Raw genomic sequence first — 14197 nt, forward strand, 5'->3', positions numbered from 1 at the left:
ACCGAGAGGCGAAACCCGTCCTGCCCCCGGGGGGCGCGCAGCCGGATCAGGACCGGCGCGCGCCCAACTCCTACAGCGCCCGGCCGGCAAGGCCGGATGCCGACTGCGTATTCGTCCGAAGCGCACGACGTATTCGTCCGTAGCGCACGACTACCGTGGGCGAGCGATCGTCACCGGTGGCGATTGCCAATCAGCCAAATATGGTGCCCTGGACGGTCAGTTGAGCGGGCGGAGTGCTCTTGCCTCACGTTCGCTCGGCCTACAGGGGCCATCGTGGGCCGCCACCGCCGCCAGACCTTTCGACCAGCGGAAGTACCGGGCACTACGGTCGCGGACCACTACGACCTCGCCGCTCGACCGCACAGCAAACGGCTCTACCAGGCCGCTGTACCGTCTTGCCCAGTAGGGCCGAGGTCCACCACCACGCGAGTGGGGAAATGACGCAGGGAAGCGCCGACGCCGAGCGCCCCTCGCGCGTCCCTGCCGCCGTCGCGGATTGCGCCGCTCCGGCTTGGGGTGGGCGCGGCGCCCGTCTCCGGTTCCGTGATTGACCATCACGGGCGCCGACAGCGGACAGCGCCGCGGGATCTCTCGTACGCAGCCATACACAAGGGGGAAGAACGATGGAGATGGTCTTCAACAGTAGTGAGGTGCCGGCGCCTGACCGATTCGATGTCTGGCGTGAACACCTGGCCAAGACGATCTGTCCCATGGAGACCAGCAGCGAGCATTCGGGGGACTTTCACGGTGAGCTGCGCAGTCTCCAGCTGGGGCCGATATCGGTTGTGCCGACGAAGGTGCAGCCCGTCACGGGGCTGCGGACAGCCAAGTCGATACGGCAATCCGACCCGGAGTGCTACACGCTCGCTCTGCTCCTGCGGGGAACCCTGGGAATTCGCCACGCCGGTCACGAAGCAGTGCACGGTGCACAGCAGATGTATGTCGTCGACACCTCACGCACCTGGGAGACCGTAGCCGGCCCCGTGACATCGGTGGGAATGGGGATTCCCAAGAAGTTACTGCCGTTTCCTCCCAAGAGCGTCGACCGGTTTCTCGCCCGCTCCTTATCCGGCAGGGACGGAATCGGAGGCCTGCTCGCGCAGTTCCTTACGCGCCTGGCCGGCGACACCACGCCCTATCGGCCCGCCGACACCGCTCGGCTGGGCACGGTGGCCCTGGACCTGCTCACCGCCACCCTCGCCCACCACCTGGACGCCGACGGCCAGGTACCCCCCGAAAGCCGCCGACGCGCTCTGATCCTGCGCATCCAAGCCTTCATGCATCGGCATCTGGCCGACCCGGACCTGCGGCCCCCGACCATCGCGGCCGCGCACCACATCTCCACCAGCTACCTACACCGCCTCTTCCAACACGAAGAGACCACCGTCGCGGCATGGATCCGCCGACAACGCCTCGAACGTGCCCGCCGCGAACTCGCCGACCCCACCTGGCGCACCACCCCCATCCACGCCATCGCCACCCGCTGCGGGTTCGCCCACGCAGCCGACTTCACCCGTGCCTTCCGCACCGCATATGGCATGCCGCCAAAGGACTACCGGATGGCGGCCTGTCCCCCGACCGGGTAGCCAGGACTTCGGGTGACGATGTGGAAGGCAGCAGCGGAGGGAGTCGGTGCCTTCCACACCTCAGCCGGTGCCTTCCACACCTCAAAGGCGCTCAGCAGCGACGAGGCGATCGTCCCGATGCGGGAAGTCGGCTTCCAGGTCGGTGACGGCGTGCCACGGCAGCCGCTCGCCGTCAGCGGAACATGAGGGAGCCCGTCTTGTCGCCCATGCCGACATCGCCGAAGTCGGGCTCGGACTCGCCCGGTGCCAGGGAGAAGCGGGCGCCGTGGTAGCCGGCGTGCTCGTAGAACGTGGCCGTGCGCTTGCCGGTGTTCTTGGCGGAGCCGATGTGCTCCCAGCCGGCGGCCGGAAGATTTCGCACGCCGTGGGTCAAGACGGTGTACCTGCCCTGGAACTTGGGCTGTTCGAAGATCTTGACCTTGGCCTTGCCGGCCTTGAGCGGGCCGGCGGCCGCCGCCCCGTCGGCGGAGGCCGGCAGTGCGGCGACGAGGGTGAGTGCGGCGGCCGCGGCGCCCGCAACAGCTGTGCGACGAATACGCATGAGGAACTCCTTTGAAGGGCTAGTGATCGGACAGGTGACGCGGATGGTGCGCGCCGCCCTCATGGCCCAGGACGCGGCGCGCGGCCGCCAGCCAGCGGTCCTTGCGGGCTTTCGCCCCGTCCAGCCGGTCGGCGTTCTGCTCGATCAGGCGGCGTTGGATACGGCTCTCGGCCGCTGACCAGACCTTCACCACCGTTGCCGACTGCTGGCAGGCCACATCGGCGCGGGCGGTGGCGCGTTCGGCCGGTGTGGGATCCGGCGTCTTCCAGCGCTCGCTGACGGCGGCGGCCATGGGCTCCGGATAGTCGAAACCCGCCTTCGCCATGCAGGTGTGCCAACGACGCAGGACGTCGCGTACTTCGGGGGTGCGCCGGGAAGCTTTCAGGGCGGTGCCGGTCAGCTGGTTGAAGGCGTGGTAGTCGGGTGGAGCGGTGTCGCCGACGAGTTGGTGCCGGGCCTCCTTGAGGCAGCCGCCCTTGCCGGAGGCGCCGTAGGCCGCGCGCTGCACCTCGGCCGGCAGCGCCTCCCGCTCGTCCCAGGCACGGTTGCGCCGTACCACCGACGGCGGGTCGGGGCGCGGGTGATACCCGTACTGGAGGGCGTCCGCCTCGTCCGCTCCGTATCGGCCGAGATTCGGCGGCTCGATGTCCCGGGCAGTCACCCGGGGCAGCGCCTTCCACTCCATGCCCAGGCCCTTCATGCACCGACGCATGAGGACGTCCTGGGCATCCTCCACCAGGTGGGTCTCGGCCACGGTCGAGGCATACGCGTCCAACGGCAGCTGGAGCGGCTTGACCTGCCGGGTCGCCGGCGGAGGTGGCGCGGCGTGCGAAGCGGGCGTGGATGCGTGCTCCGCCGCCGTGCAGGCGGTGCCGGTCGTGGCCAGGAGCAGCAGTGCGAGCGCTGTGGTGGTGGCCCGGGCGCGGGAGGGCGGCATGGGTGCCTCTCGTCGTGCGGTACGCGGTGCGCGTTCAGGGTGCGCGGTGATCGGCAGGGGCGGGGTGCGGCCCCCGTGTGCCGCACCCCGCCCGTCAGCAGTGCGTTGCTGACGGATCCCGCTGTCAGCGGAACTTGACCGAGCTCGTCTTGTCGCTCATGCCGACATCGCCGAAGTGGGGCTCGGACTCGCCCGGTGCGAGGGAGAAGCGGGCGCCCTTGTAGCCGGCGTGCTGGTAGAACGTGACCGTGCGGCTGCCCTGGTTCCTGGCGGAGCTGATGGTGTCGTTCCAGCCGTCCTTCTTCAGGTTCCGCATGTTCTCGGTGAAGGTCGTGTTCCGGTTCTTGTAGCTGGCGTCCTGGTAGACCTTCACCTTCCTCTTGGCCATCAGACCCCCGAGGTCCGCGGTGTGGTGGGCAGCCACCGCGTGGGACTGACCGGCAGACGGCTGGGCGTCGCTGGCGAAGGCCGGCAGCGCGGCACCGAGCGAGAGTGCGGCGGCGACGCCCGCAGCGGCCATAAGACGCATGCGCATGATGTCTCCTCTTTCCCTGGTTCTTGCGCATTGACGTGATCGACTGACTTACGCGATCTACGTGTTGCGTTGACCGGATTAGCGTCCCAAGCCTTCACACACGTGTCGTTGGCAGAGAGAGCACACCTTCTTGACGAGGCGTCTACGCACCACAGCAGGCATCGGCGACCCGAGGCCGTCGTACTCGGTCCGGGGTGCGGGCTTGGTCAGGGCGAGGCGTTCGGGCTGAGCCCGGAGGGCATCGACCGCGCCGGGCGGTAGCAGGCGGCCCCGAAGCGTGGCTTCCACGTCTGCGGCACACCCACTCCGCGATCATGCTGGAGGCCGGGGAGGCCGGGGAGGCCGGGGAGGCCGGGGAATCCGTGGTGTCTTTGGCGCGGTGGCTCGGTCACTCCGTGCCCGCCGTCACGCCCGGTTATGATGCCCACTTTGTGCCGGAGGTCGGAATGAACGGGCGCACGGCCATCGACGGGCTGCTCGGAAGAGAGCCGGAAGAGAGTCGGAAGAGAGGGGGAGCAGGATGTCAGGGGGAACTCCCCGGATTCTTCCCAGGGTTGATCGTGACGCTGATCTGGGGTGCACCTGCCTGGGGTTGACCGTGGATTGCACCGTAGATGAGTCGTGGAGTTTGGGATCATGCTGACCGAAGTTGTTGCGACCCGCTATGTCACGCCCTTGCGTGAGGGCGGCTCGCTCCCGGGGATCGTCGAGGCCGACGACCTCGGTACCTACATCATGAAGTTCACCGGCGCCGGGCAGGGGCGCAAGACGCTCGTCGCCGAGATCATCTGCGGGCAGCTGGGCCGCCGGCTCGGGCTGCGGGTGCCCGATCTGGTGCGGATGCAGCTCGACCCCGTCATCGGGCTGGGCGAACCCGACCAGGAGGTCCAGGAGCTGCTGAAGGCCAGCGGTGGGCTCAATCTGGGCATGGACTACCTCCCCGGATCGCTGGGCTTCGATCCGCTGGCCTTCGAGGTGACGCCCCGCGAGGCGGGCCGCGTGGTGTGGTTCGACGCACTGATCAACAACGTCGACCGGTCCTGGCGCAACCCCAATCTGCTGGTCTGGCACGGCGAACTGTGGCTGATCGACCACGGTGCGGCGATGATCTGGCACCACAACTGGCCGAGTGCGCAGAAGGCTTCGGCCCGGCCGTACGACGCCTCCGACCATGTGCTGGCCACGTTCGGTCCGGATCTCACCGCGGCGGCCGAGGAGTTCGCCCCGCAGATCACGGAGGAGCTGCTGACCGGGATCGCGGCCGAGGTGCCGGACGAATGGCTGGCCGACGAGCCCGGTTTCGACTCCCCGGAGGCGCTGCGCCAGGCGTACGTGTCCACGCTGCTGGCCCGCGCCCGGACCATCAGCGACCACATCACCCTGGGGGAACCGACCAAGGACAAGCCCTCGCAGGCACCGGAATGGCTGGCCGGACGGCTGGCACGGAAGGCAGTGAAGTGACCGGTCTGCACAACGGACGCGACGTCTTCGAATACGCCCTGCTGAAGGTCGTGCCCCGGGTCGAGCGCGGAGAGATGATCAATGCCGGGGTGGTCGTGTACTGCCACGCCCGGCGCTTCGTCGAGGCCCGGACCCATCTGGACGAGGCCCGGCTGCTGGCCCTGGACCCCACCACCGACGTGGCCGGGGTACGCGCCGCGCTCGGCGCCGTCGAGGGCATCTGCGCGGGCGGCGAGCGGGCCGGGCAGGCGGCGGGGGATGACGCGGGGCGCCGGTTCCGCTGGCTGGTGGCGCCGCGCAGCACCATCGTCCAGCCGGGGCCGGTGCACACCGGACTGACCGCCGATCCCACCACCGAGGCCGCGCGGCTGCTGGAACTGCTGGTGCGCTGAGGACCGCGGGTGCGCCGAGGGCGCCCGGTTCCGCCGTCGGGCGGGCCGGGCGCTCTGTCGTGCGGCGCGATTCCACCGGGTCCCGGGCCGCCGCGCGGTGAGGTGGGCAACGGCGCAGTGGTGGGGCGTTGACAGCGCCCTGCCGGGCTTCTAGCGTCAGCCCTGCTCAGGCTACTAAGCGGTTGCTCACCCAGGGATCGGTGGGGCGGGCCGCTTGTCGAGGTTTCTAGGGTGAGGAGAACCCCATGTCCACCACCGAGCAGCGCGTCGCCATCGTGACGGGCGCGGCCCGCGGCATCGGCGCGGCCACCGCCGTACGTCTGGCCGCCGAGGGCCGCGCCGTCGCCGTACTCGACCTCGACGAGGCGGCGTGCAAGGACACCGTGGAGAAGATCACCGCGGCCGGCGGCAAGGCCATCGCGGTCGGCTGCGACGTCTCCGACGCGGAGCAGGTCGACGCGGCGGTCGCGCGGGTCGCCTCCGAGCTCGGTGCGCCGACCGTCCTCGTCAACAACGCCGGTGTGCTTCGGGACAACCTGCTGTTCAAGATGAGCGAGACCGACTGGGACACCGTCATGAACGTGCATCTGCGTGGTGCGTTCCTGATGTCCCGCGCCTGCCAGAAGCACATGGTGGACGCCAAGTTCGGCCGGATCGTCAACCTCTCCTCCAGCTCGGCGCTCGGCAACCGCGGACAGGCCAACTACTCGGCGGCGAAGGCCGGTCTGCAGGGCCTCACCAAGACCCTGGCCATCGAGCTCGGCAAGTTCGGGGTCACCGCCAACGCCGTCGCCCCCGGATTCATCGTCACCGACATGACCGCCGCCACCGCCGAGCGCGTGGGGATGGGCTTCGAGGAGTTCCAGGCCGCGGCCGCCACGCAGATCCCCGTGCAGCGCGTCGGCCGGCCCGAGGACATCGCCAACGCCATCGCCTTCTTCACCGGCGAGGCGGCCGGCTTCGTCTCCGGCCAGGTCATGTACGTCGCCGGCGGCCCGCTCAACTGACCGCCCCACCGACTTCAGGAGTCTGGACATGACCGAGCAGAACAGCGGCCTGCCCGAGCCCTCCGGCAAGGTGGCGCTGGTCACCGGGGCCAGCCGCGGCATCGGCTACGGCATCGCGGAGGCCCTGGTCGCCCGCGGTGACCGGGTCGTCATCACCGGCCGCAACGAGGACGCCCTCAAGGAAGCCGCCGAGAAGCTGGGCGCCGACCGGGTGCTCGGCGTCGCCGGCAAGGCACATGACGAGGCCCATCAGGCCGTGGCCGTCGAGCGCGCCATGGAGACCTTCGGCCGCGTCGACTACCTCGTCAACAACGCCGGGACGAACCCGGTGTTCGGCCCCATTGCCGACCTCGACCTGGGCGTCGCCCGCAAGGTGTTCGAGACCAACGTCGTCTCGGCGCTCGGCTTCGCGCAGCGCACCTGGCACGCCTGGCAGAAGGACAACGGCGGCGCGATCGTCAACATCGCCTCGATCGCCGGCCTGGCCCCCTCGCCCTTCATCGGCGCGTACGGGATCAGCAAGGCCGCGATGGTGAACCTGACGATGCAGCTCGCCCACGAATTCGCGCCGGGGGTGCGGGTCAACTCGATCGCGCCCGCGGTGATCAAGACCAAGTTCGCCGCCGCGCTGTACGAGAACCGTGAGGAGGAGGCGGCGGCCGGCTACCCCATGGCGCGGCTGGGCGTCCCGGAGGACATCGGCGGGGCCGCGGCCTTCCTGCTGTCCGACGCGGCCGGCTGGATCACCGGCCAGAACCTGGTCGTCGACGGCGGTCTCTTCCTCAACGCCGGGGTCTGACGGCGTCGGGTTCTGACGGCGTCGGGGTCTGAACGCCGGGGCCGACGGCATCGGGCCGGGCCGGGGAGGCCTCGTACCGGTGTGCGCTCCAAGGAGAATCCGTGGTGCCGGTCCCTTGCGGGGGGCCGGCACCACGCCTGTCGGCGGACCGGCAGGGGAGGCATTGGGACCCTGACCGGGGACACCGACACCTGAGGGCGATCGGCCCGCGGACCGCGTTGTCAGTGGCCGCCGGTAGGTTCGGTGCCGAAGAACGTAACGCACACCGGAGGTTGTTGACGTGGTGACCGACATGCTGCCCGAGTCCTGGCGCGAGGTCCTCGGCGAGGAGTGGGAGAAGCCCTATGTCAAGGAGCTCTCCGACTTCGTCGAGCGGGAGCGGGCCAACGGTCCGGTCTACCCGCCCCGCGAGCAGGTCTTCGCGGCGCTGGAGGCGACCCCTTACGACCAGGTGAAGGTGCTCATCCTGGGCCAGGACCCGTACCACGGCGCGGGCCAGGGCCACGGTCTGTGCTTCTCCGTGCAGCCCGGCGTCAAGACACCGCCGTCGCTGCGGAACATCTACAAGGAGATGCAGGAGGAGCTGGGCCACCCCGTTCCGGACAACGGCTATCTGATGCCCTGGGCCCAGCAGGGGGTGCTGCTGCTGAACGCCGTCCTCACGGTCCGCGAGGCCGAAGCCAATTCGCACAAGGGCAAGGGCTGGGAGAAGGTCACCGACGCGGTGATCCGCGCGGTCGCCTCCCGGCCGGAGCCGGCGGTCTTCGTGCTGTGGGGGAATTACGCCAAGAAGAAGCTGCCGCTGATCGACGAGGAGCGGCATGCCGTGGTGCAGGGCGCGCACCCCTCCCCGCTCTCGGCGAAGAAGTTCTTCGGCTCCCGTCCCTTCACCCAGATCAATGCGGCGGTCGCCGCACAGGGCCATGCGCCGATCGACTGGCGCATCCCCGACCTGGGCTGAGTCACCGGGCCGGTCCGACAGAGCGGCACGGACCGGCCGCCGCCCGGGCGCGTCGCGCACACCGCGCGCAGGTCCCGTCCGGCGGTTAGCGTCGAGGCAACGACATTGGTGGTGGTGAACCGACCGGGAGTGCGCGGTGATGGAGAAGCGGCGGCAGGCGACGCCCGAGGACGGCGTGCTGACCCGGATCGGCCAGGCGATCATGTTGCACCGCGCCGGCGACCGGGAAGAGGCACGCAACCGCCTCTCGGCCCTGTGGCACGAGATCGGGCCCCAGGGCGACGCCTTCCACCGCTGCACCCTCGCCCACTACATGGCCGACACCCAGGACGACCCCCGGGACGAACTCGACTGGGACCTCAGGGCCCTGGAGGCGGCCGAGGGCTTCGTCACCGAGCGGCCCGCGGGCACCGCCGCCGCGCCCGTGGAGTCGAAGGTCGCCGACGGCCCCGGACCCCGTCACCCCCTCGTCGCGCTCCGGGCGTTCTTCCCCTCCCTCCATCTCAATATCGCGGCCGACTACGCCGCCCTCGACCGTCCGGCCGATGCCCGTGCCCAGCTGCGGCGGGCACGGGCGTCGGTCAACGCCCTCGCCGACGGCGAATACCGCCAGGGCCTGCGGGACGCGATCGACCGGCTCCAGCTGCGGATCGACCGGGCGGCGGGGCACACGCCGTAGGGCTCCCGCGTCCGGGACGGCGGGCCTTCCGCCGCCGCAGGGCAGTCCCACGGGCACCGCTACCGCATCCGGCAGCGGCTGAGCCGCCGCTGCGCCGCCTCGACGGGATCGCCGGCCGGCTGCCGCGCACCGGAACGTATGCTGCCGGCACGCCAGACACCAGGAACGCGGCACAACCCAGGGAGCGCGAGTGAAGGTCGGCTGCATCGGACTCGGCGACATCGCCCAGAAGGCGTACCTCCCGGTCCTGGGCACACAACCGGGTCTCGAACTGCATCTGTACACCCGTACCCCGGCCACCCTCCAACGCGTCGGCGACAGCCTCCGGCTGCCCGGCGCACAGCTCCACACCGACCTGGACGCCCTGCTCGCCACCGGCCTGGACGCGGCCTTCGTGCATGCCGCCACCGCCGCGCACCCCGAGCTCGTGACCCGGCTGCTCGAAGCCGGCGTACCGACGTATGTCGACAAGCCGCTCTCCTACGAGTTCGCCGTCTCCCAGCGCCTGGTCGCGCTCGCCGAGGACCGCGGCGTGGGCCTCACCGTCGGCTTCAACCGCCGCTTCGCGCCCGCCTACACCCAGTGCCGCGAGCATGCCCGCGAGCTGATCCTGATGCAGAAGAACCGCATCGGCCTGCCCGAGGACCCGCGCACGCTGGTGCTGGACGACTTCATCCATGTCGTCGACACCCTGCGGTTTCTGGTCCCCGGCGAGGTCGACCACATCGATGTGCGCGCCAGGATCAGGGAGGGGCTGATGCAGCATGTGGTGCTCCAGCTGTCCGGCGACGGCTTCACCGCCCTGGGCATCATGAACCGCCTCAGCGGTTCGGCGGAGGAGGTCCTCGACGTCTCCGGGCAGGACACCAGGCGTCAGGTCGTCAATCTCGCCGAGGTCATCGACCACAAGGGACAGCCGAGCATCCGGCGCCGCGGCGACTGGGTGCCGGTCGCCCGCCAGCGCGGCATCGAGCAGATCGTGCTGGCGTTCCTGGACGACGTACGAGCCGGCCGCCAGCCGTCCGCCCGGGACGCGCTGCGCACCCACGAACTGTGCGAACGGGTGATCAGCGACGCCCTGGCGCAGGCCGCCTGCTGACCGCGCGCAGCCCCGCGTACCCGCCGGCGAGCACCAGCGCGCCCACCGCCCCGTACACCGCCCAGTCACCGAACCGGGTGTACGGGCTGGTGCCCTCGGCCAGCGGCAGGTCGTAGACGGCCGCCGCGCTGCGGTCGGTGCCCAGCCGCGCGCCGATCTGCTCGCCGCGCGGGCCGTACACCGCGCTGATGCCGGTGAGCGTGGCGTGCACCATCGGCCGCCAGTTCTCCGCGGCGCGCAGCGCGGCCAGTGAGGAGTGCTGTGCGGGCGCCCAGCTGTGCTGGAAGGTCGAGGTCGAGGACTGGGCGACCAGCACCTGTGCACCGTCCCGCGCCAGATGACGGCTCATGTCGGGGAACGCGGACTCGAAGCACACCAGCGGCCCGACGCGCAGCCCGCCCGCGGTGGCCACGGGCAGCAGGACCTGGCGGGTGCCGCGCAGCCGGTCGGTGGTGGCCGCCTTGCCCACCCGGGTCGCCCAGCCCAGCACCGGCCGGAAGGGTATGTACTCGCCGAAGGGCACCAGCCGCATCTTGGCGTAGCGGTCACCGGTCGGCCCGTCCGGTCCGATCAGTACCGCGCTCTTGTAGATGCCGGCCCGGCCGGCGTGCGGGGAGTCGGCGTTGACCAGCAGCTCGGCACCGGTCTGCCGGGAGAGCGCGGCGAGGCGGGCGGCGAGCGCCGGGTGGTCGGCCGGGTCCTCGTAGAGGCTGCTCTCCCCCCAGATGACCAGCCGTACCCCGTGGCCCGCCAGCGACCGGGTGAGCGCCTCGCTCCGGGCCAGCCGCGCCGACGGGGTGCCGGTCGGGCCGGGCTGGACGACCGCGAACCGCACCGTGCCGGCGGCGCGGGGGACCGGCGCCCACAGCCACGCCGCGGTGCCCGCCAGCGCGCACACCAGCAGCCCCGAGACGGCCGGCAGCCAGGTCGCGGGACGGGCGATCAGCTCCGCCACCGCGGTGTTCACCGCCACGATCAGCAGGCTCAGCAGCCACACCCCGCCGATCGACGCCAGCCGCAGCGCGGGCGGCACCTGCCACTGCCCGGCACCCAGCAGTCCCCAGGGCCCGCCCAAGTACTCCCAGGAGCGGACCAGTTCGACCATCAGCCAGCCCGAGGGCACCAGCACCAGCGCGGCGGCGTACCGCCCGCCCGTCGCCGGCCGCCCCGCGCCGCCCGCCGTTCCGTCCGCTCCGGGCGCGCCGCCCAGCAGTGCGCGCACCAGCAGCCCCCACGGCGCCCACAGCGCCCCGAGCAGCAGCGCGAGAAGGAGGATGAAGACGTGCAGGCTCGGCAGCAGCCATTGGTGGACGGCGAGCATGAAGCCGGTGCCGCCCAGCCAGCCGTCCAGCGCCGCCTGCCGGTACGTCGGTGCCGACCGCACCAGCAGCAGCCAGGGGACCAGTGCGACATACGCCAGCCACCACCACGACGGCGCGGGAAAGGTGAGGGCCGGCACCGCGCCGGCGAGGGCGGCGGCCAGCCCCCGTACCCAGGGGGAGCCGAGCCACCGCGACCGGTGGCCGAGCACTCCGTCCATGCCGCCTCCCTCGTCCCGGTGTCCGCGGGCCGGACGGCCAGTGTGCGCGGGCGGGCGGATCAAGAAAAGGGGGTGTCGCCGCAACGGCCGATTCCGGTCCGGGACGGGGCCGGGACGGTCAGTGACCGAGCGGGCGCACCTGCCGCCACTTCTCGTGGACCACGACCCCGGTCAGCCGCCAGCCGTCGGGAGTACGGCGGGCGGTGAAGTCGTAGCGGCCGCCGCAGGTGTAATTGGGCGCGGTCGGGTCGTCGTCGTCCGCGTCCGCGGCGGGGCCCGCGAGCCGCATCGGGTTGAGGTAGTCGGCCTGGATCGTGGCGGTGTCGCCGGGCGCACCGTCCGGCCGCTTGAGGTCGATACGGCGGTTGACGATCAGGTGCTGCCGCATCGCGAACTGCCGCAGCATCTCGGCCAGCCAGGCGGCGATGTCCTCGGTGCCGGCCTCGATGCCGCCCGCCGAGCGGTAGTCGGCCCGTCCGTCCGGGGTGAACAGGGCCATATAGCCGGGCCAGTCGCCGTCGTCCACGGCGCGGGCATAGCCGTTGATCAGATCGTCGAGAGCCAGGCGGTCCATGACCGTGGAGTGTTCCGCGCGCTGCGTCATCGCCTCAGTGTTCGGCATGGCGCGGGCCCCCGCCAACAGGCGGGGGCCCAGGGCGTGTCCGCCTCCGTGTACCGCCTCAGTTCGCCAGCGCCGACTCCGGCAGCAGATCCGGCCCGGCGTCCGGGCGGCCGGCTTCCTCCCCGGCCGCCTCCCGGCGGTCCTCCGAGTCGGTGAACTGGGTCCGGTACAGCTCCGCGTACCGCCCGTCGTCCGCCAGCAGGCTCTCGTGCGTCCCGCGCTCGACGATCCGCCCGCCCTCGACGACCAGGATCACGTCCGCGGCCCGTACGGTCGACAGCCGGTGGGCGATGACCAGGGCGGTACGGCCGTCGAGCGCCTCGGTGAGCGCTTCCTGCACGGCCGCCTCGGAGGTGTTGTCCAGATGGGCGGTGGCCTCGTCCAGGATCACCACCCGGGGGTGGGCGAGCAGCAGCCGGGCGATGGTCAGCCGCTGCCGTTCGCCCCCGGAGAGACGGTAGCCGCGCTCGCCGACGACGGTGTCCAGACCATCGGGGAGCTGGGCGATCAGGTCCTCCAGACGGGCCCGGCGCAAGGCGTCCCACAGCTCGGTCTCGGTCGCCGCCGGCCTGGCCAGCAGCAGGTTCGCGCGGATCGAGTCATGGAAGAGGTGCCCGTCCTGGGTGACCATGCCCAGGACGTCGCGCAGCGAGGCCGCCGTCAGATCGCGGACATCCACCCCGGAGAGCCGGACCGCACCGGCATCGGCGTCGTACAGCCGCGGCAGCAGCTGCGCCACGGTCGACTTGCCGGCGCCCGAGGAGCCGACCAGGGCGACCATCTGGCCCGGTTCGGCGCGGAAGGAGATGCCGTGCAGGACCTCTTCGCCGCCGCGGGTGTCGAGGGCGGCGACCTCCTCCAGGGAGGCCAGCGAGACCTTGTCGGCGGACGGGTAGCCGAAGCGGACGTCGTCGAACTCCACCGACACCGGGCCGTCGGGCACCGGGCGGGCGTCCGGCTTCTCGGTGATCAGCGGCTTCAGGTCGAGCACCTCGAAGACCCGCTCGAAGCTGACCAGCGCGCTCATCACCTCGATGTGGGCGCCGGACAGCGCGGTCAGCGGGGCGTAGAGCCGGGTGAGCAGCAGGGCGAGCGAGACGATCGCACCGGCCTCCAGCTGTCCGTGCAGGGCGAGGAATCCGCCCAGTCCGTAGACCACGGCCAGCGCCAGGGCGGAGACCAGGGTGAGGGCGGTGACGAAGTACGTCTGGACCATCGCCGAACGGACCCCGATGTCGCGCACCCGGCGGGCCCGGGTGGCGAATTCGGCTGACTCGCGCGTCGGCCGGCCCATCAGCTTGACGAGGGTGGCGCCGGGCGCGGAGAACCGCTCGGTCATCTGGGTGCCCATCGCCGCGTTGTGGTCGGCCCCCTCCCGGCGCAGGGCCGCCAGCCGCCGGCCGACCCGGCGGGCGGGCAGCACGAACACCGGCAGCAGCACCAGCGCGATCAGGGTGATCTGCCAGGACAGGCCGAGCATCACGACGAGGGTGAGCAGCAGCGTCACGATATTGCTGACGACCCCGGACAGGGTGTCGCTGAACGCCCGCTGGGCGCCGATCACATCGTTGTTCAGACGGCTGACCAGGGCGCCGGTGCGGGTGCGGGTGAAGAACGCGACGGGCATCCGCTGCACGTGGTCGTACACGGTCGTCCGCAGATCGAGGATCAGCCCCTCACCGATGCTCGCCGACAGCCAGCGGGTCAGCAGCCCCAGCCCCGCCTCCGCGACCGCGATCAGGGCGATCAGCCCGGACAGGCCGACGACCACGCCCGACGGGTCGCCGCTCACGATCGCGTCCACCACCCGGCCCGCGAGCAGCGGGGTGGCCACCGCGAGCATCGCGGTCACCGTGCTCAGGACGAGGAACCACAGCAGCCGGCGGCGGTGCGGGCGGGCGAACGCCGCGATGCGGCGCAGGGTGCCGCGGGAGAAACGGCGCCGGCCCTGCTGGGCGGTCATCGTGCTGTGCAACGCATGCCAGGCGGTGACTTCCATGTCCATCGTGGCCTCCAAGCCGTCGGGGTCGTCACGGGA

Annotated in this window: 15 protein-coding genes; 9 read left to right on the forward strand and 6 right to left on the reverse strand. The window is 71.3% G+C overall.

Annotation, left to right across the window (positions count from 1 at the left end):
- The first annotated feature begins 623 nt into the window (after positions 1–623).
- Together EST54_RS09405 and EST54_RS34035 are read left to right on the forward strand one after the other, a co-directional pair.
- Complete coding sequence (locus tag EST54_RS09405) at positions 624–1586, forward strand: AraC family transcriptional regulator (RefSeq protein WP_129246983.1); 963 nt, start codon at positions 624–626, stop codon at positions 1584–1586.
- 12 nt (positions 1587–1598) lie between these two features.
- On the forward strand, positions 1599–1772 hold the full coding sequence (locus EST54_RS34035) for a hypothetical protein (RefSeq protein ID WP_154074014.1): 174 nt from the start codon (positions 1599–1601) through the stop codon (positions 1770–1772).
- Here the strand turns inward: EST54_RS34035 and EST54_RS09410 are convergent.
- The 3 genes from EST54_RS09410 to EST54_RS09420 all read right to left on the reverse strand — a co-directional run bounded on the left by EST54_RS09410 (position 1759) and on the right by EST54_RS09420 (position 3599).
- Positions 1759–2127, reverse strand: coding sequence for a beta/gamma crystallin-related protein (locus EST54_RS09410; RefSeq protein WP_129246985.1), 369 nt, complete (start codon positions 2125–2127; stop codon positions 1759–1761). The genes EST54_RS34035 and EST54_RS09410 overlap by 14 nt on opposite strands.
- 19 nt (positions 2128–2146) lie before the next feature.
- Positions 2147–3064 (reverse strand): hypothetical protein, encoded by a 918-nt coding sequence (locus EST54_RS09415; RefSeq protein ID WP_129246987.1) that lies wholly within the window; start codon positions 3062–3064, stop codon positions 2147–2149.
- A 124-nt stretch (positions 3065–3188) separates the two neighbouring features.
- Entirely contained in the window at positions 3189–3599 is a 411-nt protein-coding gene (locus EST54_RS09420) for a peptidase inhibitor family I36 protein (RefSeq protein WP_129246989.1), read from the reverse strand.
- Positions 3600–4235: 636 nt separating this feature from the next.
- On the opposite strand from EST54_RS09420, the gene EST54_RS09430 reads away from it, so the two are divergent.
- The 7 genes from EST54_RS09430 (at position 4236) to EST54_RS09460 (ending at position 9997) form a co-directional block, all read left to right on the forward strand.
- Positions 4236–5060, forward strand: a complete 825-nt coding sequence (locus tag EST54_RS09430; RefSeq protein WP_129246991.1) for a HipA family kinase — start codon at positions 4236–4238, stop codon at positions 5058–5060.
- Entirely contained in the window at positions 5021–5452 is a 432-nt protein-coding gene (locus EST54_RS09435) for a DUF3037 domain-containing protein (protein WP_239012549.1), read from the forward strand. Before EST54_RS09430 ends, EST54_RS09435 begins: the two co-directional genes overlap by 40 nt.
- A 245-nt stretch (positions 5453–5697) precedes the next feature.
- Complete coding sequence (gene fabG / locus EST54_RS09440; RefSeq protein ID WP_129246995.1) at positions 5698–6459, forward strand: 3-oxoacyl-ACP reductase FabG; 762 nt, start codon at positions 5698–5700, stop codon at positions 6457–6459.
- 28 nt (positions 6460–6487) lie between these two features.
- Positions 6488–7258: an SDR family oxidoreductase gene (locus EST54_RS09445; protein ID WP_129246997.1), complete on the forward strand. Its 771-nt coding sequence runs from the start codon at positions 6488–6490 to the stop codon at positions 7256–7258.
- Between the two features lie 292 nt (positions 7259–7550).
- A complete protein-coding gene (locus EST54_RS09450; RefSeq protein ID WP_174857422.1) occupies positions 7551–8219 on the forward strand; it encodes a uracil-DNA glycosylase in 669 nt (222 codons plus the stop codon).
- A 139-nt stretch (positions 8220–8358) separates the two neighbouring features.
- Entirely contained in the window at positions 8359–8898 is a 540-nt protein-coding gene (locus EST54_RS09455; protein WP_129247001.1) for a hypothetical protein, read from the forward strand.
- A 190-nt stretch (positions 8899–9088) separates the two neighbouring features.
- Positions 9089–9997, forward strand: coding sequence for a Gfo/Idh/MocA family protein (locus EST54_RS09460; protein ID WP_129247003.1), 909 nt, complete (start codon positions 9089–9091; stop codon positions 9995–9997).
- On the opposite strand, the gene lnt is transcribed toward EST54_RS09460, so the two are convergent.
- The 3 genes from lnt to EST54_RS09475 all read right to left on the reverse strand — a co-directional run bounded on the left by lnt (position 9966) and on the right by EST54_RS09475 (position 14164).
- Complete coding sequence (gene lnt / locus EST54_RS09465) at positions 9966–11537, reverse strand: apolipoprotein N-acyltransferase (protein ID WP_129247005.1); 1572 nt, start codon at positions 11535–11537, stop codon at positions 9966–9968. The two genes, EST54_RS09460 and lnt, sit on opposite strands and share 32 nt — an antisense overlap.
- A 118-nt stretch (positions 11538–11655) precedes the next feature.
- Positions 11656–12141 (reverse strand): nuclear transport factor 2 family protein, encoded by a 486-nt coding sequence (locus EST54_RS09470; protein WP_129247007.1) that lies wholly within the window; start codon positions 12139–12141, stop codon positions 11656–11658.
- Between the two features lie 76 nt (positions 12142–12217).
- Positions 12218–14164: an ABC transporter ATP-binding protein gene (locus tag EST54_RS09475; RefSeq protein ID WP_129247009.1), complete on the reverse strand. Its 1947-nt coding sequence runs from the start codon at positions 14162–14164 to the stop codon at positions 12218–12220.
- Positions 14165–14197 lie beyond the last annotated feature (33 nt).

Origin of the sequence: Streptomyces sioyaensis (assembly GCF_004122735.1) — a bacterium.
GTDB lineage: Bacteria > Actinomycetota > Actinomycetes > Streptomycetales > Streptomycetaceae > Streptomyces > Streptomyces sioyaensis.

What these genes read in the sequence shown, in the direction of transcription:
- EST54_RS09405 (WP_129246983.1), top strand. Translation starts at nt 624, where the DNA reads ATGGAGATGGTCTTCAACAGTAGTGAGGTGCCGGCGCCTGACCGATTC.
- EST54_RS09410 (WP_129246985.1), bottom strand. Translation starts at nt 2,127, where the DNA reads ATGCGTATTCGTCGCACAGCTGTTGCGGGCGCCGCGGCCGCCGCACTC.
- EST54_RS09415 (WP_129246987.1), bottom strand. Translation starts at nt 3,064, where the DNA reads ATGCCGCCCTCCCGCGCCCGGGCCACCACCACAGCGCTCGCACTGCTG.
- EST54_RS09420 (WP_129246989.1), bottom strand. Translation starts at nt 3,599, where the DNA reads ATGCGCATGCGTCTTATGGCCGCTGCGGGCGTCGCCGCCGCACTCTCG.
- EST54_RS09430 (WP_129246991.1), top strand. Translation starts at nt 4,236, where the DNA reads ATGCTGACCGAAGTTGTTGCGACCCGCTATGTCACGCCCTTGCGTGAG.
- EST54_RS09435 (WP_239012549.1), top strand. Translation starts at nt 5,021, where the DNA reads ATGGCTGGCCGGACGGCTGGCACGGAAGGCAGTGAAGTGACCGGTCTG.
- fabG (WP_129246995.1), top strand. Translation starts at nt 5,698, where the DNA reads ATGTCCACCACCGAGCAGCGCGTCGCCATCGTGACGGGCGCGGCCCGC.
- EST54_RS09445 (WP_129246997.1), top strand. Translation starts at nt 6,488, where the DNA reads ATGACCGAGCAGAACAGCGGCCTGCCCGAGCCCTCCGGCAAGGTGGCG.
- EST54_RS09450 (WP_174857422.1), top strand. Translation starts at nt 7,551, where the DNA reads ATGCTGCCCGAGTCCTGGCGCGAGGTCCTCGGCGAGGAGTGGGAGAAG.
- EST54_RS09455 (WP_129247001.1), top strand. Translation starts at nt 8,359, where the DNA reads ATGGAGAAGCGGCGGCAGGCGACGCCCGAGGACGGCGTGCTGACCCGG.
- lnt (WP_129247005.1), bottom strand. Translation starts at nt 11,537, where the DNA reads ATGGACGGAGTGCTCGGCCACCGGTCGCGGTGGCTCGGCTCCCCCTGG.
- EST54_RS09470 (WP_129247007.1), bottom strand. Translation starts at nt 12,141, where the DNA reads ATGACGCAGCGCGCGGAACACTCCACGGTCATGGACCGCCTGGCTCTC.
- EST54_RS09475 (WP_129247009.1), bottom strand. Translation starts at nt 14,164, where the DNA reads ATGGACATGGAAGTCACCGCCTGGCATGCGTTGCACAGCACGATGACC.